The sequence below is a fragment of the Kineococcus auxinigenes genome (genome assembly GCF_050871525.1).
In the GTDB taxonomy this organism is placed as follows: domain Bacteria; phylum Actinomycetota; class Actinomycetes; order Actinomycetales; family Kineococcaceae; genus Kineococcus.
The window spans coordinates 162,404-184,747 of sequence record NZ_JBKBCT010000002.1 but is presented as its reverse complement, the minus strand read 5'-3'; the positions used below and the strand labels follow the sequence as shown (position 1 = coordinate 184,747).

Sequence of the window (22,344 nt, the reverse complement as noted above, 5' to 3'; positions counted from 1 at the left end):
CCGGCCGGACCCTGCTGAACGGGGTCGCCGGTCTGGTGCCCACCACGTCCTTGCCCTGACGGGCGCCGGCCACGGTGCCGTGCACGACGAGAGGCCCCGCCCGGTGGTCCGGGCGGGGCCTCGTGGTCGTGCTGCGCAGCTGCGCGCCGCGCGTCAGGCGGCGGTGGGGTCCCAGCCGTCGGTGCCGGCCAGGTAGGCGCGGGCGGTGAACCGCTCAGCCTCCTCGTCGCTCAACTGCGGACGGGTGGCGGGGTCGGTGATCGCCGACCCGGTGCCGGTGTTCCGGTACTCGAAGAAGCGGCCCGCCGTCCACGGGGTCGCGGCGTTCCAGTCCCGCCACGGGCTCGCGGTGTTGACCGCAGCCCCGAGCTCGGTGTCGCGCACCACGACCTGCGCCGAACTGCTGGCGTCCGCCGGGTAGGGGCGGCCCAGGTAGGCCGATCCCGTCTTGCCGTCGGTGGTGATTCGGCTACCGGTGATCAGGAAGCCGTACGGGGATCCTCCGCCGATCGAGGAGTCCGTGAGGTACGCGTTGGCCCGGTCCAGGACGTGGAACGTGCTGGCGTCGAACACCGCCACCGCGCGCCCCTGGACCAGGTCGGTTCCGCCCTCGACGTAGACGTCGTGGAAGTACGCCCGCGAGTACGTCGCGACGTTCGCGGTGGACAGCAGCAGCGTCTGCTTGTCACCCAGGAACCGCACCCGATCGAACACCATTCGGTCACCGGACTTCACCTGCAGCGCCGTGGCCTGCGCGCCCGACACCGCGGCACCGTTGGTGTTGGCCAGGGTGAGGTTCCGCAGCGTCCAGGCGTTGCCCGCGATGGTCATCGTGGCGTTCGCGCCCGTGCCGTCCGCGGTGATGACCGTGTCCTCCGGAGAGGACCCTGCGCCCACGATCGTCACGCCGTACCTGTTGCCGCTCGTGACCGTGCCGTCGTACGTGCCCGGCTGCACCAGGACGGTCTTGCCGCCCTCACTGGTGAAGTCGGCGTTGTTCTTCAGCAGGTCGATCCCCGCCTGCAAGGTGGTGGCGTCGCCGGAGCCGTCGGCGGCCACGACCACGTCGGCGTCCACCGGGGTGGCGCTGACGGTCTCGGAGACGGGGGAGGCGCTGCCGGAGGCGTCCACCGCCGTGACCGCGTACCGGTACGCGGTGCCGGGGGTCGCCGTGGTGTCGGTGAACGTCGTGCCGGCCACGCCCGTCGCCACCTGCACGGCGGCACCGTCGCCGGTGGAGCGCTGCACGGTGTACCCGGCCACGTCGGTGTCCGCGGGCGCGGTCCAGCTCAGCACGACGGAGCGGCCGCTCAGCCGGCTGCTCAGCGAGCTCGGCGCCGCCGGGGCGACGGTGTCGACCGGCGTGGTCGGGGTGACCGGCGTGGTGGTGCCCGGGTCCGCCTCGCCGGTGGGGTTCCAGCCGTCGGAGCCGGCCAGGTACGCCCACTTCGTGGAGGTGGCGGCCTGCTCGTCGGTCAGCTGCGGACGGTCGGCGCTCACGCCTGCCCCGGAACCGGTGTTCTGGTACTCGAAGAAGCGGCCGTCGGTCCACAGGTTGGGGTCCATGCCGGTCCAGGGGACGGACTTGACGGCCGCAGGCAGTGCTGTGTTCCGGATCGTCACCTGACCGCGCGAGTTGTACACGACGTCGTTCTTCGTGTAGCCGTCGCTCCACCCGCGCCACGGCCGTCCCAGGTGGAACGTCTCGGCGGGTGCATCGCTGGTGATGGTGGAGTCCGTGATGAGGAACCCGTAGGGGTTCGTGTGTGCGGTGCTCGCTGCGGTGATGTAGCCGTTGTTGGAGCTCGAGCCGCGCGAGAGGGCGTGGATCGTGGTGCGGTCGAAGACGGCGGTGCCGCGGCCGAAGATGAAGTCGACGTCGCCCTCGACGTAGCTGTTCACGAAGTACGAGCGGGCGATCTTCGGGGCGTCGGGGGAGTCCACCAGCAGGGTGTCCTGGTTGCCCAGCAAGCGCACGTTGTCGAACACGAGACGGTCGCCGGTGGTCTTCAGCGCCACGGCCTGCTCGCCGCTGTAGGTGAAGGCGGCCTCGTCGAAGGAGTTCTCGATGGTGAGGCCCTTGACGGTGACGTTGCTGCCGCTCACCAGGACCGACTGGCTCGCGCCCGTGCCGTAGGCCGTGCCGGTGGCCGGGTTGATCGTTCCGGCGGCGTTGTCGTAGGTCAGCACGACGTCGGTGGCCCTGCCGGTGGTCCCGATGAGCGTCACGCCGCTGCGGGAGATGGTGATCGCCTCGCGGTAGACGCCGGGCTTGACGGCGATGACGGTCGGCCTCGCCACCGTGCCGGCCGGGGCCGCGGCCAGGGCCGCGGCGATGCTCGTGAACTGCCCCGTCCCGTCGGCCGCCACGAGGACGTCGTGGGCGGGCAGCGGAACCCCGATCGGGGTGGCCGTGACCGCGGTGGACGCCGGCGACTCGTTGCTGCTGCGGTCCACCGCGGTGACCACGTAGCGGTAGGTCGGGCCGTTGGCAGCGGTGCGGTCGGTGTAGGTGGTGTCCGTCACGCCGGCGGCGATGCGGTTCGCCGCGGTGAGCTCGACCGTCTCGGCTGTGGAGCGGTAGACGGCGTACCCGGCCAGGTCGGCGTCGGTCCCCGCCGCCCACGCCAGGGTGACGGAGCTGTCGCTGGGTTCGGCGCTCAGGCCTTCGACCGTGGCGGGGGCGGTGGTGTCAGCCGGGGCCGCCTCACCGGTGGGGTTCCAGCCGTCGGTGCCGGCGAGGTAGGTGAACTTGGTGTGCTTCGCCGCGTCCAGGTCGCTCAGCTGCGGGCGGTCGGGGTTCACCACCGCTCCGGCGCCGGTGTTCTGGTACTCGAAGAACCGGGCGATCCGCCAGGAGACTCCCGACATGTCCGTCCACGGCGAGGACTTGATCGCCGCGGGCAGTTCGGTGTTGCGGATGACGACCTGCGCGATGGCGTTCACGTCGCCGCTGGGCTGCCAGGGCCGGCCGAGGTGGAACGTGCCGGCGGGGGCGTCGCTGGTGACGGTGGAGTCGGTGATCAGGTAGCCGTAGGGCAGCGACCGGTCCGTGCTGGCGGCGGTGAGGTAGCCGTTGTTGCTGCTGCTGCCGCGGCTGGAGGCGTGCAGCGTGGAGCGGTCGAAGACGACGGTGCCGCGGCCGAAGACGAAGTCGACGTCACCCTCGACGTAGCTGTTCACGAAGTACGAGCGGGCCAGCGCCCCGGCCCCCGGGGAGTCGGCGTACAGGGTGTCCTGGTCGCCCAGCAGGCGCACGTTGTCGAAGACGAGCCGGTCGCCGGTGGTCTTCAGCGCCACCGCCTGCTCGCTGCCGCTGCCGGTCTCGACGTAGGAGTTCTCGATGGTGAGGTTCTTCGTGGTGACGTCGTTCGCCTTGATGAGCACCGTGGCGCTGCCCGTGGTGCCGTAGGTGCCGGAACCGTCCGGCTTGGGGGTGCGGGCGGCGTTGTCGTAGGTGATGACGACGTCGGAGGCGTTCTCGGTGGTGCCCAGCAGGGTCACGCCGGAGCGCGAGACGGTCAGCAGCTCGCGGTAGGTGCCCGGCTGGATGCCGATGACGAACGGGGCGGTGCCGGCCGGTGCGGCGGCCAGGGCCGCGGCCACGGTGGTGTAGTCGCCCGAGCCGTCCTGGGCGACGGTGACGTCGACGACGGGGACCGGTGCGGCCACCGGGCGCAGCGCCTGGACCGTGGCCAGCGCCGAGGTGTTCCCGGCGGCGTCGACGGCCACGACGCGGTAGTCCACCAGGACCCCCTCGGGGGCGGTGGTGTCGGTGTGGGCGGTGCCCGTCACGGCGGTCGGGGTCAGCTGTTCCCACTGCCCGCCGGCGTTCTCCGCTCGGAACACCAGGTAGCCGGCGAGGTCCGTCTCGGTGCCCGCGGTCCAGGTCAGCGCGGTGCCCTCGGCGGCCGCGGTGGCGACCAGGCCCTGCGGTGCGGCCGGTGCGGTGGCGTCCGGGCGCAGCGCGGCGACGCCCGCCCCGGGTGCCGACAGGTTCCCGCTGAGGTCGGCGGCACGGATCCGGTACGTGTAGGCGGTGCCCTCGACGGCGGTGGTGTCGATGAACTCCGACGTCTCGAGGACCGTCGTGGTCAGCGTGTCGAACACCGTGCTCGTGCCGGTGGCGCGCTGCACCACGTACCCGGCCAGGTCGGTCTCGGTCGAGTCGGCCCAGTCCAGCGCCACGCCGTCCGCGGTCGCGGTGGCGACCAGACCGGCCGGTGCCGCCGGCGCCACGCGGTCGGTGCGCAGCACGCTCACCGCGGCGGGCAGGGACTCGTTGCCGCTGCGGTCCACGGCGGTGACCCGGTAGTACGAGAACACGCCGGAGGGCGCGCTGCCGTCGCGGAACTTCGCCGACGTGGTGGTGCCGACGGGCTCGAACACGCCGTCGGCCGTGGCCGACCGGTAGACGCGGTACTCGGCGAGGTCCTCCTCCGGGCCCTTCGACCAGCTCAGCGTGACACCGCTGCTGGAGGTCGTCGCCTTCAGCGAGCCCACCGCGGCGGGCGCCGCCTCGTCGGGCAGCGTCGCGGTGACCGCGGTGTGCGCGCCGGTGTTCCCGCTGAGGTCCACGGCGGCCACCCGGTACGTGTACGCGGTGCCGGCGACGGCGGTGGTGTCGGTGAACGTCGAGGCGGTGAGCGTCTTGGCCAGGGTCTTGAAGGACCCGCTGGTCCCGGTGGCGCGCTGCACGACCCAGGTGGCGACGTCGGGCTCGGCGCCGTCGGCCCAGTCCAGGACGACGGTGCCGCCGGTGAGGTCGGGGGTCGCCGTCAACTCCGCGGGGGCGGCGGGGGCGGTGCGGTCCTCGCGCAGCCCGCTGACCGTGGCGGCGGCCGACTCGTTGCCGCTGACGTCGACCGCGGTGACCCGGTAGTGCGAGAACACCCCGGCGGGCGCCGTGCTGTCGCTGAACTTCGCCGAGGTCGGGGTGCCGACGAGCTCGAACGCGCCGTCGGCGGTGGACGAGCGGTAGACGCGGTACCCGGCGAGGTCCTTCTCCGAGCCCTTCGACCAGCTCAGCGACACCTTGCCGGTGGAGCCCTTCGCCTTCAGCGAGCGCACCGTGGCGGGGGCGACGCCGTCGGGCAGCACGGCGCTCGCGGACGCGGCGCGCGAGTCGTTGCCGCTGAGGTCGACGGCGGTGACCCGGTAGGTGTAGGCGGTGCCGGCGACGGCGGTGGTGTCCGTCCACGCCGAGGCGGTCACGGGCGTGCCGGTCAGGGCCTTGTACGAACTGCTGGTGCCGGTGGCGCGCGAGACGACGTACCCGGCGAGGTCGGCGTCGGTGCCGTCGGCCCAGTCCAGGGCGATGCCGCCGGCCGCGGCGGTCGCCACCAGGCCGGTCGGGGTGCCCGGGTCGGTCTTGTCGCGGCGCAGGGCGGTGGCGTCCACGGGGACGGACTCGTTGCCCGTGCGGTCCACGGCGGTGACGCGGTAGGTGCTGGTGAACCCCGCGGGGGCGCCCTTGTCGGTGAACTTCGCCGACGTGGTGGTGGCCAGGAGCTGGAAGGCGCCGTCGACGGCGCGGTAGACGCGGTACCCGGCGAGGTCCTGCTCGGAGTTCTTCTTCCAGGTCAGCGCGACGCTGCTGGTGGAACCCTTCGCCGTGAGCGAGCGCACGGCGGCGGGGGCGGTGGTGTCGCCGGCGGGGGCGGGGGTGGGGGTCGCGGTGCCCGAGCCGCCGCTGGTGGCCGTGCCCGTCGTCGGGGAGGCGGTGGGCGCGGCGGTCGCGGTGGGCGCGGTGGTGGGGGAGGCGGACGTCGTCGGGGTCCACGTCCCGGCCGCGACGGCCGCGTCCACCCCGCGCTCGGCGCGCTCGACCTGCACGGGCGCGGCGGCCGCCGCCGGGCCGGCGATCCCGGCGGCCAGAGCCAGGGCGACGAACGGCGGGACCGCGCGGAAGGCGCAGGCGCGGACGGTGAAGGCGTGCGGGGAACTGCTGGGGCTGCTCATCGGGGGTCTCTCTGTCCGAGCCGCTGGCGGCGGCGCGGGGCCGCGGCGTCAGGACACCCGGGAAACGCTGCTCTCGGTGACAGCCGGGTGACAGGGAGAGGTTGGTTTCCTGGTGGTGCGCACAGCAAACGACCTGCACCCGTTCGGGCACACCGGGTCCCCCGGGAGCAGGCCGGACCTCACGGACAGTGAAGGGCTGTCACTGGGAGGGTTCAGCTGCCGTACACGGTGCGCCCGTCCTCCAGCACCACCTTGTCCAGGCGCCGGGTCAGGTGCAGCGCCTCCAGCACGAACTCCACACCGGCCGCGGCCCGCTCCGCCGTCGGCTCGTCCCCCAGCCCGAGGCGGTCCAGCACCTGCGCCAGACCGGGGACGGTGCCCACCTGCTCCAGCAGTCGGCGTCCCGGCACCAGGTCACCGGTCTCGATCGTGCGGCCCTCGCCGACCAGCGCGCTGAACCCCGACAGCTCCGCACCCCCCAGCCTGGACCGGTACGTCTCCGCCACCGCGGTGCGCAGCAGGTGCTCCAGCACTTCCGCCTCGCGGCCCTCCTCGCCCTGCTCGAACTCCACCTTGCCGCCCAGCACGCTGACGACGGTGTGCAGGTCGCCCACCCGGGCCACCGGCTCGCCGTCCTCACCCGCCAGCGCCGAGCGGCGCAGCGCCGCCGCCGCGACCGTCTCCGCCGCCGCGATGGAGAAGCGCGCCGAGACCCCCGACGCCGGGTCCACCGCCGGGGACTCGCGCACCGCGCGCGTGAACCGGGCCAGCACCTCCAGCAGGTGCTCGGGCACCTCGGCGACGGTCTGCGCCTCCTGGCGCACCAGGTCGACCTCCAGCTCCACCTCCAGCGGGTAGTGGGTGCGGACCTCCGCGCCGAAGCGGTCCTTCAGCGGCGTGATGATGCGGCCGCGGTTGGTGTAGTCCTCCGGGTTCGCGCTGGCCACCAGCAGCAGGTCCAGCGGCAGGCGCAGCTGGTAGCCGCGCACCTGGATGTCGCGCTCCTCCAGCACGTTCAGCAGCGACACCTGGATGCGCTCGGCCAGGTCCGGCAGCTCGTTGATCGCGAAGATGCCGCGGTTGGTGCGCGGCACCAGGCCGAAGTGGATCGTCTCCGGGTCGCCCAGCGCCCGGCCCTCGGCGACCTTCACCGGGTCCACGTCGCCGATGAGGTCGCCCACCGAGGTGTCCGGCGTGGCGAGCTTCTCGCCGTAGCGCAGCGAGCGGTGCAGCCACCCCACCGGCAGGTCGTCACCCGCCTCGCGCACCCGCCGGCGCGAGGCGGGCGTCAGCGGCGCGTACGGGTGCTCGTTCAGCTCGCTGCCGGCGATCACGGGCGTCCACTCGTCCAGCAGGCCCACCAGCGAACGCAGCAGCCGCGTCTTGCCCTGGCCCCGCTCGCCCAGCAGCACCACGTCGTGCCCGGCCAGCAGCGCCCGCTCCAGCTCCGGGGCGACGGTGTCCTCGTACCCCAGGACGCCGGGGAAGCGGTCCTCGCCGGCGCGCATGCGGGCCAGCAGGTTGCGGCGCAGCTCGGCCTTGACACCGACGTGCTCGTGGCCGGAGGCGCGCAGCGCACCGAGCGTGCGCGGCAGGTGCGCGGGGGGTTCGAGGGGGAGGGTGGCGGCCGTCGCGGTGGAGTCCCGGGTGCTCACCCGCCGAACCTACGTCCGTTCGGCGCCGCCCACACCCCGCCGCCCGCCCGCGGCGCTCGACGCGCCCGTCCCGGCCGCGGACAGCACGATGGGGCGCATGCCACGGATCCGCACCGCCGACCGGGCCGCCGACCGCGCCGCCGACCGCGCGGCCGAGCTGGTGGGGCAGCGCGCCGACCCCGAACCGCCCGACGCCCTGCACCCCCGCCCCCACCACCCCTACGTCAGCCCCGCCCTGCGCACCGCCGCGGAGTGGTCCTGGCGCCTGGTGGTGGTCACCGCCGCCGTCGTCGTCCTCGCGTACGGGCTCAGCTACGTCTCCACGGTGCTCATCCCCGTCCTGGTGGCGCTGCTGATCACCGCCCTGCTCAACCCCCTCGTCGCGTGGGGTGACGCCCGCGGGGTGCCGCGCGCGCTGGCGACCGCGCTGACGATGCTGCTGACGCTGGCGCTCGTGGGCGGCCTGTTCACCCTCATCGGCACCCAGGCCGCCGACGGCTTCGCGGACCTGTCCGACTCCGCCAGCCAGGGCATCGACGAGGTCGAGGAGTGGCTGGCCGACGGACCGCTGCAGGTGTCCTCGGCGGCGCTGTCCGGCTACGTGGACCAGGCACAGGACGCGCTGGCGGCCAACCGCGACGCCATCGTCTCCGGCGCCACCGGGGTCGTCACCACCGCCGGCCACGTCGTCGCCGGGATCTTCATCGCCCTGTTCGCGACGTTCTTCTACCTGCTGGAGGGCCGGCGCCTGTGGTCGTGGCTGCTGCGCCTGTTCCCGCCGCCGGCGCGCGAGCGCCTCGACGGCGCCGCCCGCCAGTCCTGGGTCACGCTCACCCACTACATGCGCGCCACGATCGTCGTGGCGTTCGCCGACGGCGTCGGCGTCGCGATCGGGGCGGCGGTCCTGCAGGTCCCGCTGGCGGTGCCGCTGGGCCTGCTGGTGTTCCTCGGCGCGTTCATCCCCATCGTCGGCGCCCTGCTGTCGGGGGCCGTGGCGGTCCTCGTCGCGCTCGTCGCGCAGGGCCCCGTCACCGCGCTCATCATGCTCGGCGTCGTCGTCGCCGTGCAGCAGATCGAGAGCCACGTGCTGCAGCCGTTCCTCATGGGCCGCGCCGTGGCGGTGCACCCGCTGGCCGTCATCCTCGCCGTCGCGGCCGGCGCGACCGTCCTCGGCATCGTCGGGGCGCTGTTCGCCGTGCCGCTGGTGGCGGTGCTGAACACCGGGGTCGGCGCCCTGGCGCGCGGCGGGCGACGCACGGAGGAGGTCGCCGAGATCGAGGAGTCCGAGGCGCCGCTGGCGCCCGAGCGCCCCGCGCCCAACGACGGCACCGAGCACCGCGACGGCGACGAGCCGCGGCTGCGGCGCTAGCCGCCCGGCCCCGGCGCAGCGGCGCCCCGGCACCGGGTGGTGCCGGGGCGCCGCAGTCGGTGGAGCTCAGCCGCTGAACGGCTCCACCTTGTGGACCTTCACCGGGATCTGCCGGCCGCTGGGGGCGGTGTAGCTCACCTCGTCGCCGGGCTTGCGGCCCAGCACTGCCGCACCCAGCGGCGAGCGCTCGCTGTACACGTCCATCCCCCCGGCGTCGCCGACCTCGCGGCTGCCCAGCAGGAAGCGCATCTCCTCGCCGGCCAGCTCCACCGTCACCACCGAGCCGAGGGTGACCTCCCCGGACGCCGAGGGGGCCGCCTCGCCCACCTTGGCGGTCTCCAGGAGGTGGCGCAGCTGCCGGATGCGCAGCTCCTGCTTGCCCTGCTCCTCCTTGGCCGCGTGGTACCCGGCGTTCTCCTTGAGGTCACCCTCCTCGCGGGCCTGCTCGATGCGCTTGGCGAGCTCGGTGCGGCCCGGGCCGGAGAGGTGCTCGAACTCGGCCTTCAGCCGGTCGTAGGCGTCCTGGGTCAGCCAGGTGACGCTGCCGCTGGTCGTCTCGCTCACGGTTGCTCGCTCCTCGTCGCACGTCCTCGGGCGAGTCCTGGTGCCCGCCCCAAACACCGAGTCGCCCGGCCCCGCGACCGCGGGAGCGAGCGACTCGAAACGACCAGGTTAGCCCCGCCGGGCTCAGCCATCCACCGCGGCGCAGGACTCCACCTGCACGGTGACCGCCCGGGACGTGGTGCGCAGCCGCACCTCCTGCTGCACCTCCCGCTCCGGGCCGGCGGGCACGTCCACCCGCAGCAGCCCCACCTCCGCGGAGGAGGAGTCCAGGGCGTGAACGGTGCACTGCACCGCGGTGCCCGGCTCGCGCGCCACGGCGAAGCGCAGCTGCGCCGTGCCGTCGTCCAGGACGCTGTGGGAGATCACCGTGTAGGCCGGGCCCTGCGTCTGCCACACCGCGACCCACACCCCGTACGCCAGGACCAGCACCGCCCCCAGCACCGCCGCGGCCAGCGGCAGCGGCCGCCGGTACCAGGGCCGGTCCGGGCGCGGCCGGCGCCCGTAGCGGGTCGCGAGCAGGTCGTCGGTGGTGTCGCTGGGCACGCGGTGCTCCCGGGGGTGCGGGCGGGCGCCGGAGGGGGGTGTGCCGCCGCCCGGCGCGGTGGGCGAGGATGGTGCCCCGATGGTCGCACCCGCCGCGGGCGGGGTGGCGACGGCGGGGGAGTGGAGGAGGAGCCCAGTGGCGGAGACGCTGCGGCTGATGGCCGTGCACGCGCACCCGGACGACGAGTCGAGCAAGGGCGCCGCGTCGATGGCGCGCTACGCGGCCGAGGGCGTGGAGGTCCTCGTCGTGTCCTGCACCGGGGGCGAGCGCGGCGACGTGCTCAACCCGCGGCTGCAGGGCGACGCGCGGATGCTGCGCGACATGGCCGAGTACCGGCGCCGGGAGATGGCCGAGGCCGCGCGCGTCCTGGGCGTGCAGCACCGCTGGCTCGGCTACGTGGACTCCGGCCTGCCCGAGGGCGACCCGCTGCCCCCGCTGCCGGCGGGCTGCTTCGCGCTGGAGCCGGAGGAGTTCACCGTCAACGCGCTCGTGCACGTGGTGCGCGAGTTCCGCCCGCACGTGATGACCACCTACGACGAGTCCGGCGGCTACCCGCACCCGGACCACATCATGTGCCACCGGGTCTCCCGCGCGGCGTTCGACGCCGCCGCCGACCCGGACCGCTTCCCGCTGGCCGGCGAGGCCTGGCGCACCTCCAAGCTCTACTACCACGCCAACTTCTCCCTCGAGCGCATGACGACCTTCCACGAGGCGCTGCTCGCCCGCGGGATGCAGTCGCCCTACGGGGAGTGGATGGAGCGCATCCGCAAGGCGGAGGAGGACCCCGCGGCGCCGAAGCGCGTGGAGCTGGAGATCACCACCCGCGTGGAGTGCGCCGACTTCTTCGAGACCCGCGACCGCGCCCTGCTCGCCCACGCCACCCAGATCGACCCCGACGGGTTCTTCTTCGGCGTGCCGAACGAGCTGCAGCGCGAGCTGTGGCCCACCGAGGACTACCACCTCGCCGTCTCGCACGTGCCCACCGACCTGCCCGAGGACGACCTGTTCGCCGGGCTGCGCGCGCGGGTGCCGGCGTGAGCGGCGGTGCCCCGGTGCTCGCCGCGGCCCCGGCGCCCGCCTCGACGGAGACCTCGACGGCCACGTCGACGCCCACCCAGGGGGTGTCGATCGACCCCGACCTCGTCACCCCGGGCCTGTGGGGGTTCGTGACCCTCTTCGCCCTGGCCATGGCGTTGTACCTCCTCGGGCGCGGCATGGCCCGCCGGGTGCAGCGGGTGAACCAGCGCGCCCGCCTGGACGCCGAGGAGCGCGCCGAGGCCGCCGCGGCACGGACCCGCGGCGACGCCGGGCAGCCGGACGGACGCCGGCAGGGCTGAACCTCAGCGGCGCGGCACCGGCGTGGTGCGCTCGCCGGCAGGGCGCGCCAGGTGCTCCTCCACGGCGGCCAGCACCGCGACCGCCTCGCGCGCGCGCCCCACGCCCAGCGGGTGCTCGCGCCCGGTGGCGGCGCACTCGCGCAGCTGGTCCACCGCGCGGGCGAACCCCTCCTGCGGGGTGCCGTGGAAGCGCGGCAGGTCGTGCCGCCCGCCCGGTCCCCACACCGTCGCGAACGACCCGCCCGCCCCGGCCGGCGCGGTCAGCGTCAGCGACAGCGCGCTGCCGGCGCCGCCGGCGTGCTCCAGCGCGACGTTCACCGCGTCGCGCACGCCGCGACCGGCGCTGACCCGCTCCACCGGCGGCAGCAGCTCCAGCAGGATCGACAGCGCGTGCGGGCCGGTGTCCCACAGGCCGCCGCGCTCACGGCGCCACGCCGAGGCGCCGTACGGGTTGCCGGGCACGTCGATCGTGCCGGCCCAGCGGGCGATCGCCCCCTCCCACGGGCCGTGCTCGGCGGCCAGGGCGCGCATCTCGTCCAGCCAGCGCGTGACGTCCGGCTGGAACAGGTACGTCGCGTACGTCACCGAGGCGACCGAGCCCTCGCGCACCGCCGCCACCACGTCGTCGGCGGCCGCCACGTCCAGCGCCAGGGGTTTCTCCACCAGCACGTGCCGGCCCGCCCGGGCGGCGCGCGCCGCCAGCGGCGCCTGCACGTGCGGGGGCAGCGCGATCGTCACCGCGTCCACCTGCTCGATCAGCTCCTCCGCGGAGGCGAAACCGCGCCCGCCGACCTGATCGGCCACCGCGGCGGCCCTGGCCGGGTCACGGCCGGCGAAGCCGACCAGTTCCACGTCCGGGTGGGCGGCCAGCGCCGCCCCGTGGCAGGTCCGCGCCCAGTGGCCGGTGCCGAGGACCCCGAAGCGCCGCGGTGCGTCGTTCACGCGACCACCCTGCCGCACCGGGGGTCGCGGCGCGGTACCGGGCTGCGGAGCCGTCGGCTGGCGTCGGGGACGTGAGCGCGCAGACGCACGCGGGCGCCCGGGACGTCCCCATGTCCCGGGACGAGCACGTCGCGCTCGGCGAGGGCGTCCGCGGCGAGTACGTCGACGGGAAGCTGCACGTGCCCCTCAGCCCACCTTCCGGCACCAGATCGCGTGCACCCGGCTGACCGGCCTGCTCGCCGGCGCCGGGCACCTCGCGGTCGCGGACTGGGCGTGGAAGCCCGGCGCCCACGAGCGGCACCCCGACGTGGTGGTCGTCGGCGAGGACGTCGACGTCAGCGCGAACCGCTGCACCTTCCGGCAGACCGCGGAGATCACCGAGCGGGGGACCCCGCCGGGGTGGAACGTGGAGGTCGCCGTGGACGAGGTGCTGCTGCGGTAGGGCGCGCGGTCGCGAGCTGGGCCGGCTGCCGGTGGCGCTCCGGTCGTCCCGGATCGCCCCCCGTCGCCTCAGCGGCCGGCGCGCTGCACGACCCCACCGCTGTGGACGGCCCGGACCTCCACGCCGCCGCCCGCGTGGACCAGGACGGCGTACTGAGCCACGACGGCTCTCCCCTCGGCGTGCGGCTGTGCCGGCTGGTCGCACTCCCAGCGCTGGACACCGACACCGGGTCGGCACGCCCGGGCTCGTCGCAGCACGCGGACGGCGGCAAGGCCCTGCGTCCTGCCGGGGTGGTTCACGCCGGTCGCAGTCGCTCGCTCAGGGCGTCCACGCCCGGACCGGACAGCGCGTCCAGCCCGGCGCGTCGGCCCGAGATCGCCAGCAGCAGGTCCAGGCCGGGCCCGCGCACCTCGCTGCCACCGCGCCGGCCGTCACCGCGCTCGCTGCTCGTGCCGTGCGTCCAGCCGGAGTCGGTGGAGACCAGGTGCAGCCCGGCCACGCGCTCCGGGGCGCCCGTGAAGCGGTTGCCGACCACGTGCTCCAGGCAGGCGGTGACGACGTGCTCGGGGGTGCGGTAGGCCAGGTGCAGGGGGCGCGCGATGTCCTGCGCGTGGATCACCAGGTCCATCAGGGGGTCCACGGGGCTGCTGCCGGGGAAGCGCCGGGAGGACTCAGCGCTGGCGCGCAGCTGCTGGAGCAGTTCGGCGGTGCTGTGGCGCTGCGCGCGGGCGGCGGCCAGGTTGACCTCCAGGCGGTCGAAGGAACCGCGGGCCCTGATCGCCTCGCGTGCCAGCAGCGGCACGCTCAAGCGGGTGGTGGTGGTCAGGTGGGCCAGGACGTCGCGCACCGTCCACGCCTCGCACAGCGAGGGGGCCTGCCACTGCTCCCGGGTCAGGGCCGCTGCCCAGTCGGCCAGGCGCACTCGCTCGTCGGCGACGGCGGCGGTGGTCTGGGCGGTGGTCAGCGGCGGGGGCACGGAGCTCATGGTCGTGGGACCGGGCAGGCGTGCGGGAGTCATCGGTGGGTCCTGCCGGCTGCGTCCACCTCCCGGCGAGAACGCGGGGCCGGCGGCGTGACCGCGCGGTCCTGCGTGGCCGGGTCGACCGGGACGCGTCGGTACCGGCACCACCCCCAGCCCGTGGCCGGCGACGGGGAGTGCTCCACCGTGGTGGGGCGCAGCGGAGCGGGTGACGCCACGGCGCGCGGGGTGTCTGTGGAGAGGTCGTGCACCGCTGGTGCCTGCTCGCGTGGTGGGACTGCCGGGGGGCGTCGACCTGCGGCAGGGTGAGGGGCGTGGAGGGGGTGCGGGATCACTGGGCGAAGCCCGTGGTCACGGTGCCGGCCCCTGTGCGTGGATGGCGCCGGGCCAGCACGCCGCGTCGTGCGTGCGCGCTGGCGGCCGTGCCGGTCGTCGCGCTCTGGTCCCTCGGGCTCGCGGTGCCGACCCCGTTGTGGGCCGTCTTCGGCGGGGCCCTCGGTTCGGCGGCGGCGGTGGTCTACGCGGTGGTCGGGCCGACCGTCTGCTACGCCTCGGCGCGCGTGCTGCGCCCCCACCGCGAGGCCGGCGGTGAACGGATCGTCCGCCACCCGCTCGCTGCTGCGGGCACCGCCTACGGGTTGCCGCTGGTCGTCGCTGCGCCCCTGGTCAACGCCACCGGCTGGTCGTCGGGCTTCGCGGCGACCTACGGTCCCGCCGGCCTCGAGAGCGGCTCCGGCCTCGACACCGTCCTCGTCGTCATGACGCTCTCCGGCCTCGGCGCGGCAGCCCTGGGCGCGCTCACCGCCGCGTGGGGCCTCTTGGCGGTGCTCGTGCGTGCATCCGCCCTGCTCGCCGCCGTGGTCGCTCACCGCCGACGGCTCGCGGTCGAGGAACTCTCGTGAGTGAGCGGCCGCACGGGGCGTCGACGCCGGCGGAGCGCCCGGTCCGTGCGGGAAGGGGCGCCGCGCTGCCCAGCGACGGGTACGGCCGCGCCCGCGCTCCGGTCGCGGCAGGCAGGAGGTGGTGGCTGGTTCTCGCCGCCGCTGTGGTCCTGGCGCTGCTGTCGCTCGCCTCGAACGTCGCGACCACGAGCCAGCCGTCGGGTGAGGCGGACGGGTTGCTGACGGCTCGTTGGACCGTCAGCAAGGTGCTCAACGCGGGCGTGGTCTGGGCCGGGCTGCCTGTCCTGTCCGGCTGGCTCGTCCGGCAGCCGGTGCACGGCGTCCTCGCAGGAGTCGTGGCCCCGCTCACGGCACTGGCCGTGCACTACGGGGCCGGCCAGCTGCTCGACGTCTTCGCACCGACCGTCTGGGTGGAGAACGCCGGGTGGTTCGCGATCGCCGCCCTCACGGGTGGACCGCTGGGCGTGGTCGGGGTCGTGGCCCGACGCAGGGGCCTCGGGGGTTTGCCGGCCCGTCTCACCGTGCCTGCCGGGGCCCTGCTCGAGCCGTTCGTGCTGGGCGTGTTCACGGTGCCCGACCGTCTTCCCCGGCCCGACCGGGTCTCGGGTGTCCTCAGCGGGCTGGTGCTCGTGGCGGCCGGGGCGGCGGGTGTCGTCGCCGTCGCGGTCGTGGGTGCGAGACGCGGGCGGGACGACGGACGCGCGACACGGTCTCCACGACCGGACGACGAGACCACGGCCGTCGCAGCTCCTCGACCGCGTCTCCGGTGAGCGAGCGCAGGGGCTCCGGCGTGTGGCGCCGGCGGGTCGTGACCACCCCCCTGTGGCAGCGTGGGCACATGGCCAACCGCCTGCAGCACTCCCGCAGCCCGTACCTGCAGCAGCACCGCGACAACCCCGTCGACTGGTGGGAGTGGAGCCCGGAGGCGTTCGCGGAGGCGCGCCGGCGCGACGTGCCCGTGCTGGTGTCCACCGGGTACGCCGCCTGCCACTGGTGCCACGTCATGGCCCACGAGTCCTTCGAGGACCCCGCCACCGCGGCGCGGATGAACGAGCGGTTCGTGTGCGTGAAGGTCGACCGCGAGGAGCGCCCCGACGTCGACGCCGTGCACATGGCCGCCACCACCGCCCTGACCGGCCAGGGCGGCTGGCCCATGACGACGTTCTGCACCCCCACCGGGGAGATCTTCTTCGCCGGCACCTACTTCCCGCCGCGCCCGCACCCGCAGGCACCCTCCTTCGGCCAGGTCCTCGACGCGGTCACCGACGCCTGGCGGAACCGCCGCGAGGAGGTCCTCGGCTCCAGCGCGCGCATCGCCCGGGCCCTCGGCTCGGCCGACGTGCCCTCCGGTGGCGCCCCGCCCACCGACGACGACCTCACCGCCGCCGTCGCCGCCCTCGCGCGCGAGGAGGACACCGTGCACGGCGGGTTCGGCGGCGCCCCGAAGTTCCCGCCGTCGATGGTCGTGGAGTTCCTCCTGCGCCACGCCGCCCGCACCGGTTCCGACCTCGCCGCGGGGCTGGCGGAGCGGACCCTGACGGCCATGGCCCGCAGCGGGACGTGCGACCAGGTCGCCGGCGGTTTCGCCCGCTACGCCGTGGACGCCGGCTGGGTCGTGCCGCACTTCGAGAAGATGCTGTACGACAACGCGCTGCTGGCCCGGGCGTACCTGCACTCCTGGCGCGCCACCGGGAACGCCGAGCACCGGCGGGTGGCCGAGCAGGCGTGCGAGTGGATCGTCACCGGCCTGGGAACCCCCGAGGGCGCGTTCGCCGCCTCGCTGGACGCCGACACCCCCGTCCTGGACGCCGACGGACGGGTTCACGCCGTCGAGGGCGCCACCTACGTGTGGACGCCCGGCGACCTCGTGGAGGTCCTCGGCATCGACGACGGCCCCTGGGCCACGGAACTGCTCGGCGTCACCGAGGCCGGCACCTTCGAGCACGGCACCTCCACCGCCCGCCTGACCCGCGCCCTGGACGGCGGGGACCTGACCCGCTGGCTGCGGGTGCGCGAGCGCCTGGCCGCCGCCCGCGCCGACCGCCCCCAGCCCACCCGCGACGACAAGGTCGTCCTCGCCTGGAACGGGCTCGCGGTCGCCGCGCTCGCCGAGGCCGGCGCGCTGCTGGCCCGCCCGGACCTGCTGCTCGCCGCCCGCACCGCCGCGGAGTTCCTCGTGCGCGTGCACCGGGTCGACGGCCGCTGGCGGCGGGTCTCCCGCGACGGCGTCGCGGGCGAGCCGGCGGCCGTGCTGGAGGACCTCGGCGATCTCGCCGAGGGGTTGCTGGCCCTGCACGCCGCGACCGGGGAGCACGGGTGGGCCGCGGTGGCGCGGGAGGTGTGCGAGGAGGTCCTGGGCGAGTTCGCCGCCGACGGCGGCGGGTTCCACGACGTCGCCGCGCACGCGGTCGACCCCGCCCTGCTCGCCGCGCGCGCCGGCGCCGAACGCCCCTCGGACCCCTCCGACGGGGCCACCCCCTCCGGGTGGACGGCCGCCGCCGGGGCGCTGCTGTCGGTGGGGGCGCTGACGGGGGAGTCCCGCTGCACCGGCGCCGCGATCGGCTCGCTCGGCGTGGTGACCGCGCTCGCCGCCCAGGCGCCCCGCTTCGCCGGGTGGGGTCTGGCGGTCGCGGAGGCGCTGCGCGACGGCCCGCGGGAGGTCGCCGTCCTCGGAGGGCCCGGTGACCCGGCGGCCGCGGAGCTGCACCGGACCGCGTTGGCGGGCACCGCGCCGGGCCTGGTGGTGGCGCGCGGGGTGCCGGGCGAGACGGACCCGCCGCTGCTGGCCGAGCGGGGGCTGGTCGACGGGCGGGCCGCCGCCTACGTGTGCCGCGGCCAGGTGTGCGACGCGCCCACCACCGACGTGGCCGCGCTCGCCGCCGCGGTGGGTGCGCGCCTGCCCTGAGCCGTCGCCCCGGGACGTCCCCGTGCTCGCCGTGGTGGTGCTCGCCGTGGTGGGGCGGCGGCGGGTGCTGCGGCCGGCTCTCCGCCCGCTGCTCGGTGCACCACCTCGCCCGGGTGCGCGGGGCGGGCTCCGACCTCCGCACCCGCCACCACCCTCCTGCGCGTCCCGGTGATCGATCTCTCAAGACCAGATCACGCTCGGCCGTGATCTTGCGGTGTTGAAGGTTCAACCGTGCATGACCACCGTGGGGAGGGGGGCGGGTGGTGAGGTCGCAGGGTGGTGAGGTCGCAGGGTGGTGCGGTCGCAGGGTGGTGCGGTGGTGGGGTCGACGGGCGTCCGGAGCCCACCCCGCGCACCCGGGCGAGGTGGTGCACCCGGCAGTGGGCGGAGAGCCCGTCGACCCCACCACCGCACCACCCGGACGCGGACCCCGCCGCGGGCGAGCGCCCGGGGTTCAGCGGTGCCGGGCCGTCGCGATCGCGATGGCGGTGCAGTGGCAGGCGAAACCCGCCACGGTGCAGGCGTGGAACACCTCGTGGAAGCCGAACGTGCGCGGGCTCGGGTTCGGGCGCTTGAGCGCGTAGACGACCGCGCCCGCGGAGTACAGCGCCCCACCCGCCACGACGAGAGCCGCCACGGACCGACCGCCGCCGCGTGCGAAGTCCTGCAGGTGCCCCACCGCGACCCAGCCGAGGGCCACGTACACCGGCGTGTAGAGCCAGCGGGGGGCGCCGAGCCAGAGCACGCGGAAGGCCACGCCCGCCGTGGCGCCCGCCCACACCAGCGTCAGCAGCGAGCGGGCCTCGCTCCGGGGCATCGTCGTCACGGCGAGCGGGGTGTAGGTGCCGGCGATGATGAGGAAGATGTTGCTGTGGTCCAGGCGGCGCAGCACGGCGCTCGCCCGCGGTGACCACGTCCCGCGGTGGTAGACCGCGCTGGTGCCGAACAGCAGGCCGGCGGTGCCGGTGAAGACGCCGGCGGCCGCCCGCGCGGCCCTCGTGGGGGCCAGTGCGACGAGCGCGCCCCCGGCGGCGAGCGCGGCGGGGAAGGCGCAGGTGTGCAGCCAGCCGCGCCACCGGGGCTTCGCCGCGGCGGCCGGCGGAGCGGGGAGGACGGTCATGGCCCGACCGTACGCTACGGGACCGTAGGTTCGGTGTGCGGTGATCCGGCCGGTGCTCGGGGACACGGGTATACGGTGAGCGCCGATGGCCTTCCGGGATCTCCTCTACGGCGCGTACGGGCGGCGGCTGGAACGGTCGCTGGACCCGTCCGTCCTGCCGCGCCACGTCGGGATCATCCTCGACGGGAACCGCCGCTGGGCCAAGGCCTTCGGCGCACCCAGCGCGCACGGCCACCGCGCCGGCGCGGACCGCGTCGTGGAGTTCATGGGCTGGTGCGACGACGAGGGCATCGAGGTCGTCACCCTCTACCTGCTGTCCACCGACAACCTGCTCCGGCCGCAGGCGGAGCTGGCGCCGCTCATCGAGATCGTCGAGGACTGCGTGGCGCGCCTGGCCGCGGCGCGGCGCTGGCGGATCCACCCCGTGGGTGCGCTGGAGCTGCTGCCGGAGGCGACGGCGGGGCGCCTGCGGGAGCTGGAGCGGGCCACCGCGGACGTGGCCGGAGCGGTCGTGAACGTGGCGATCGGCTACGGCGGCCGTCAGGAGATCGCCGACGCGGTGCGCTCGCTGCTGCGCGAGCACGCCGCCGCGGGCACGCCGATCGAGGAGCTGGCGGACGTGCTCACCGTGGACCACATCGCCGCGCACCTGTACACCAAGGGCCAGCCCGACCCGGACCTGGTCATCCGCACCTCCGGCGAGCAGCGGCTGTCGGGGTTCCTGCTGTGGCAGAGCGCGCACACCGAGCTGTACTTCTGCGAGGTGCTGTGGCCGGACTTCCGCAAGGTGGACTTCCTGCGGGCGCTGCGCTCCTACGCCGCCCGCGAGCGCCGCTTCGGCGCCTGAGCCCGCGGGCCCCGGGCGCTGCGCCCGCCGGTGTCGCCGGGTGGTCGCCCGCACGTCACCGGATGCTCACCCGGACGGGTGCGCCCGTGGGCGTGTTCGGCCCGCCGCGCAACGGGTGCGCCACTAGCGTCGTCGCTGTCGGGTGGCGCCCGCCGCCCGTCCGGGAGGTCGCCGTGCGTGCTGTCCAGCGCAGCGGGGAGGCCCGGTCCCGGGTCGCCCGCGCGGGTGGCCCGAGGTCCCGGTCCGCCGCTGACCCAGGGGGTCCGGGCGCGCTCGCCCCGGCCCCCGGAAACGGGAGACGTCCGTGGTCACCAGCTCCAGCCCCGCGCGCCGCACGTTCGTCCTGGACACCTCCGTCCTGCTGTCCGACCCCGCGGCGCTGAGCCGCTTCGCCGAGCACGACGTGGTCCTGCCGCTGGTGGTGGTCGGCGAGCTGGAGGGCAAGCGCCACCACCCCGAGCTGGGGTACTTCGCCCGCGAGTCGCTGCGCCGCCTGGACGACCTGCGGGTGCAGCACGGCCGGCTGGACCGGCCGGTGCCGGTGGGGGAGGAGGGCGGCACGCTGCGGGTGGAGCTGAACCACACCGACGCCGCCTCGCTGCCCTCGTCGCTGCGCACCGGCCCGCTGGCCACCGCCGGCGACACCCGCATCCTGGCGGTGGCGCGCAACCTGGCCGACGAGGGCCACGACGTGACGGTGGTGTCCAAGGACGTCCCGCTGCGGGTGAAGGCCTCCGCGGTGGGCCTGGCCGCGGACGAGTACCGCGCGGAGCTGGCGCCGGACTCCGGCTGGACGGGCGTGGCGGAGCTGACCGCGACGGCCGAGGAGGTCGCCGCCCTCTACGAGGCGGGGGCGGTGGAGCACCCGGAGGCGCGCGAACTGCCGGTGAACACCGGGGTGGTGCTGTCCTCCCCGCGCGGGCACGCGCTGGGCCGGGTGGGGGCGGACAAGCAGCTGCGGCTGGTCAAGGGCGACCGGGAGGCGTTCGGGGTGCGGGGGCGCTCGGCGGAGCAGCGCATCGCGCTGGACGCGCTGCTGGACCCGTCGGTGAGCATCGTGTCGCTGGGCGGGCGCGCCGGGACGGGCAAGTCGGCGCTGGCGCTGTGCGCGGGGCTGGAGGCGGTGATGGAGCGCCGCGAGCAGCGCAAGGTGGTGGTGTTCCGCCCGCTGTACGCCGTGGGCGGGCAGGAGCTGGGGTACCTGCCGGGCACCGAGGCCGAGAAGATGGGGCCGTGGGGCCAGGCGGTCTTCGACACGCTGGAGGCGCTGGTCGCCCCCGCGGTCCTGGAGGAGGTCGTGGACCGCGGGATGCTGGAGGTGCTGCCGCTGACGCACATCCGGGGCCGGTCCCTGCACGACGCCTACGTGGTGGTCGACGAGGCGCAGTCGCTGGAGCGCAACGTGCTGCTGACGGTGCTCTCGCGCATCGGGCAGGGCTCGAAGGTCGTGCTGACGCACGACGTGGCCCAGCGCGACAACCTGCGGGTGGGCCGGCACGACGGCGTCGCGGCGGTGGTGGAGGCGCTCAAGGGGCACCCGCTGTTCGCGCACGTGACGCTGACCCGCTCGGAGCGCTCGCCGGTGGCCGCGCTGGTCACCGAACTGCTGAATGACTTCGGAGCGTGATCATGGTGATCCGCTGAGTCGTTGAAGGGGGCGACTTTCCCGTTCGTCGGGCGCACCAAACCCCTCGAGAAGGGGGCAGGGTGTGAGAAGGCTCACGAAAATCCACGGATCGTTGCGGTGGTGTTACCTCAGCGTGACGAATCTGCGGTAGCGAGTTTGCCTCCACCGCCGGGGCCGGGGCACCGTTCCGGACCGACAGCACCTCGTCGCTGCCGGCCGGCGTCCCGCCCGCCGGCGCGCGAGCACCGCGGTCGGCCGTCCGGCGGCCGACGCGGTGCCGACCGGGCCCCACGGCCGCCGCCTCCAGCGCGAGGCGGCGGCGGCCCGCCGGCGGGGTGGACGCGACTCGACCGGGCGTGGGCCGGCGACCGAGGGAAGGCCCGGTTTGCCGAGCACCCCCCAGCACGACAGCCCGCAGGACCCCCGCCCGCAGGGGGCCACCCCGACCCGCGCGGCCCGACGTGCGCGCGGCACCCGTCGCTTCTCGCGGCTGGCCGCTCCCGGCGTCGTCGCCGTCAGCGCCGCCGTCCTCGGCGTGGTCGCCCTGACCGGCGGCCCGGCCCCCGAGGCCGAGGCCGCGGTGCCCGACCACCTGGTGGCCGCCGCCAACGAGCAGCTGCAGGTCACCCGCTCCGCCGCCTGGTTCTCCGCGCGCCAGGAGCGGGCCGTCGCCGACGCCCGCCTCGAGGCCGAGCGCATCGCCGCCGAGGAGGCCCGCCGGGCCGCCGAGGAGGCCGCCGCCGCCGAGGCCGCGCGGCTGGCCGAGGAGGCCCGTGCCGCGGCCGCCGCGGAGGCGGCCCGCAGCGCCCAGCGCGACCCGAGGTCCGTCGCCCGCGCCATGGTGGCCGAGCGCGGCTGGGGCGAGTCGCAGTTCTCCTGCCTGGACTCGCTGTGGACCAAGGAGAGCGGCTGGCAGTGGGACGCGGACAACCCCACCTCCAGCGCCTACGGCATCCCGCAGGCCCTGCCCGGCAGCAAGATGGCCTCCGCCGGCGCGGACTGGGAGACCAACCCCGTCACCCAGATCAGCTGGGGGCTGCAGTACATCGAGAACCGCTACGGCGCCCCGTGCTCGGCGTGGTCGCACTCGAAGGCCAACAACTGGTACTGAGCGGGTGGTGCTGGGCGGGCCGGTGGTGACCGGTGGGCC

Annotated in this window: 18 protein-coding genes; 11 read left to right on the top strand and 7 right to left on the bottom strand. The window is 75.4% G+C overall.

Going from position 1 to position 22,344, the window contains the following annotated elements; all coding sequences use genetic code 11:
* Window positions 1-153: 153 nt before the first annotated feature.
* Both ACRYR9_RS01850 and ACRYR9_RS01845 read right to left on the bottom strand, forming a co-directional pair.
* Entirely contained in the window at window positions 154-5,961 is a 5,808-nt protein-coding gene (locus ACRYR9_RS01850) for a pectinesterase family protein (RefSeq protein ID WP_432491860.1), read from the bottom strand.
* A gap of 212 nt (window positions 5,962-6,173) precedes the next feature.
* Window positions 6,174-7,616, bottom strand: coding sequence for a sigma 54-interacting transcriptional regulator (locus ACRYR9_RS01845; RefSeq protein ID WP_432491862.1), 1,443 nt, complete (start codon window positions 7,614-7,616; stop codon window positions 6,174-6,176).
* Window positions 7,617-7,713: 97 nt separating this feature from the next.
* Here ACRYR9_RS01845 and ACRYR9_RS01840 point away from each other — a divergent pair, with 97 nt between their 5' ends.
* Window positions 7,714-8,985 carry an AI-2E family transporter gene (locus tag ACRYR9_RS01840; protein WP_432491864.1) on the top strand — a complete coding sequence of 424 codons (1,272 nt, stop codon included), beginning with the start codon at window positions 7,714-7,716 and terminating at the stop codon, window positions 8,983-8,985.
* A gap of 66 nt (window positions 8,986-9,051) precedes the next feature.
* Here ACRYR9_RS01840 and greA read toward each other — a convergent pair whose 3' ends face one another.
* Window positions 9,052-9,549 carry a transcription elongation factor GreA gene (gene greA / locus ACRYR9_RS01835; protein ID WP_432491866.1) on the bottom strand — a complete coding sequence of 166 codons (498 nt, stop codon included), beginning with the start codon at window positions 9,547-9,549 and terminating at the stop codon, window positions 9,052-9,054.
* 123 nt (window positions 9,550-9,672) lie between these two features.
* Window positions 9,673-10,092 carry a DUF4307 domain-containing protein gene (locus ACRYR9_RS01830; RefSeq protein ID WP_432491868.1) on the bottom strand — a complete coding sequence of 140 codons (420 nt, stop codon included), beginning with the start codon at window positions 10,090-10,092 and terminating at the stop codon, window positions 9,673-9,675.
* 136 nt (window positions 10,093-10,228) lie between these two features.
* On the opposite strand from ACRYR9_RS01830, the gene mca reads away from it, so the two are divergent.
* A complete protein-coding gene (gene mca / locus ACRYR9_RS01825) occupies window positions 10,229-11,131 on the top strand; it encodes a mycothiol conjugate amidase Mca (RefSeq protein ID WP_432491870.1) in 903 nt (300 codons plus the stop codon).
* Window positions 11,128-11,430 carry a hypothetical protein gene (locus ACRYR9_RS01820; protein WP_432491872.1) on the top strand — a complete coding sequence of 101 codons (303 nt, stop codon included), beginning with the start codon at window positions 11,128-11,130 and terminating at the stop codon, window positions 11,428-11,430. Before mca ends, ACRYR9_RS01820 begins: the two co-directional genes overlap by 4 nt.
* Window positions 11,431-11,433: 3 nt before the next feature.
* On the opposite strand, the gene ACRYR9_RS01815 is transcribed toward ACRYR9_RS01820, so the two are convergent.
* Window positions 11,434-12,372 carry a Gfo/Idh/MocA family protein gene (locus ACRYR9_RS01815; RefSeq protein ID WP_432491874.1) on the bottom strand — a complete coding sequence of 313 codons (939 nt, stop codon included), beginning with the start codon at window positions 12,370-12,372 and terminating at the stop codon, window positions 11,434-11,436.
* A gap of 71 nt (window positions 12,373-12,443) precedes the next feature.
* Between ACRYR9_RS01815 and ACRYR9_RS01810 the strand changes: the two genes are divergently transcribed.
* Both ACRYR9_RS01810 and ACRYR9_RS01805 read left to right on the top strand, forming a co-directional pair.
* Window positions 12,444-12,599, top strand: a complete 156-nt coding sequence (locus ACRYR9_RS01810) for a hypothetical protein (RefSeq protein ID WP_432491876.1) — start codon at window positions 12,444-12,446, stop codon at window positions 12,597-12,599.
* Between the two features lie 80 nt (window positions 12,600-12,679).
* Window positions 12,680-12,814, top strand: a complete 135-nt coding sequence (locus ACRYR9_RS01805) for a hypothetical protein (RefSeq protein WP_432491878.1) — start codon at window positions 12,680-12,682, stop codon at window positions 12,812-12,814.
* 295 nt (window positions 12,815-13,109) lie between these two features.
* On the opposite strand, the gene ACRYR9_RS01800 is transcribed toward ACRYR9_RS01805, so the two are convergent.
* Window positions 13,110-13,832 (bottom strand): maleylpyruvate isomerase family mycothiol-dependent enzyme, encoded by a 723-nt coding sequence (locus tag ACRYR9_RS01800; RefSeq protein WP_432491880.1) that lies wholly within the window; start codon window positions 13,830-13,832, stop codon window positions 13,110-13,112.
* Between the two features lie 383 nt (window positions 13,833-14,215).
* Here ACRYR9_RS01800 and ACRYR9_RS01795 point away from each other — a divergent pair, with 383 nt between their 5' ends.
* The 3 genes from ACRYR9_RS01795 (at window position 14,216) to ACRYR9_RS01785 (ending at window position 17,600) form a co-directional block, all read left to right on the top strand.
* Window positions 14,216-14,695, top strand: coding sequence for a hypothetical protein (locus tag ACRYR9_RS01795; protein WP_432491882.1), 480 nt, complete (start codon window positions 14,216-14,218; stop codon window positions 14,693-14,695).
* Window positions 14,692-15,465: a hypothetical protein gene (locus ACRYR9_RS01790; protein WP_432491884.1), complete on the top strand. Its 774-nt coding sequence runs from the start codon at window positions 14,692-14,694 to the stop codon at window positions 15,463-15,465. Before ACRYR9_RS01795 ends, ACRYR9_RS01790 begins: the two co-directional genes overlap by 4 nt.
* Window positions 15,466-15,533: 68 nt before the next feature.
* Window positions 15,534-17,600, top strand: coding sequence for a thioredoxin domain-containing protein (locus tag ACRYR9_RS01785; protein ID WP_432491886.1), 2,067 nt, complete (start codon window positions 15,534-15,536; stop codon window positions 17,598-17,600).
* Between the two features lie 454 nt (window positions 17,601-18,054).
* On the opposite strand, the gene trhA is transcribed toward ACRYR9_RS01785, so the two are convergent.
* Window positions 18,055-18,720 (bottom strand): PAQR family membrane homeostasis protein TrhA, encoded by a 666-nt coding sequence (trhA, locus tag ACRYR9_RS01780; RefSeq protein WP_432491888.1) that lies wholly within the window; start codon window positions 18,718-18,720, stop codon window positions 18,055-18,057.
* Between the two features lie 85 nt (window positions 18,721-18,805).
* On the opposite strand from trhA, the gene ACRYR9_RS01775 reads away from it, so the two are divergent.
* From ACRYR9_RS01775 to ACRYR9_RS01765, 3 genes are all read left to right on the top strand, one after another.
* Window positions 18,806-19,567 (top strand): isoprenyl transferase, encoded by a 762-nt coding sequence (locus ACRYR9_RS01775; RefSeq protein WP_432491890.1) that lies wholly within the window; start codon window positions 18,806-18,808, stop codon window positions 19,565-19,567.
* Between the two features lie 304 nt (window positions 19,568-19,871).
* Complete coding sequence (locus ACRYR9_RS01770; RefSeq protein WP_432491892.1) at window positions 19,872-21,194, top strand: PhoH family protein; 1,323 nt, start codon at window positions 19,872-19,874, stop codon at window positions 21,192-21,194.
* Between the two features lie 385 nt (window positions 21,195-21,579).
* Window positions 21,580-22,305: an aggregation-promoting factor C-terminal-like domain-containing protein gene (locus tag ACRYR9_RS01765; RefSeq protein ID WP_432491894.1), complete on the top strand. Its 726-nt coding sequence runs from the start codon at window positions 21,580-21,582 to the stop codon at window positions 22,303-22,305.
* The last annotated feature ends 39 nt before the right edge of the window (window positions 22,306-22,344 follow it).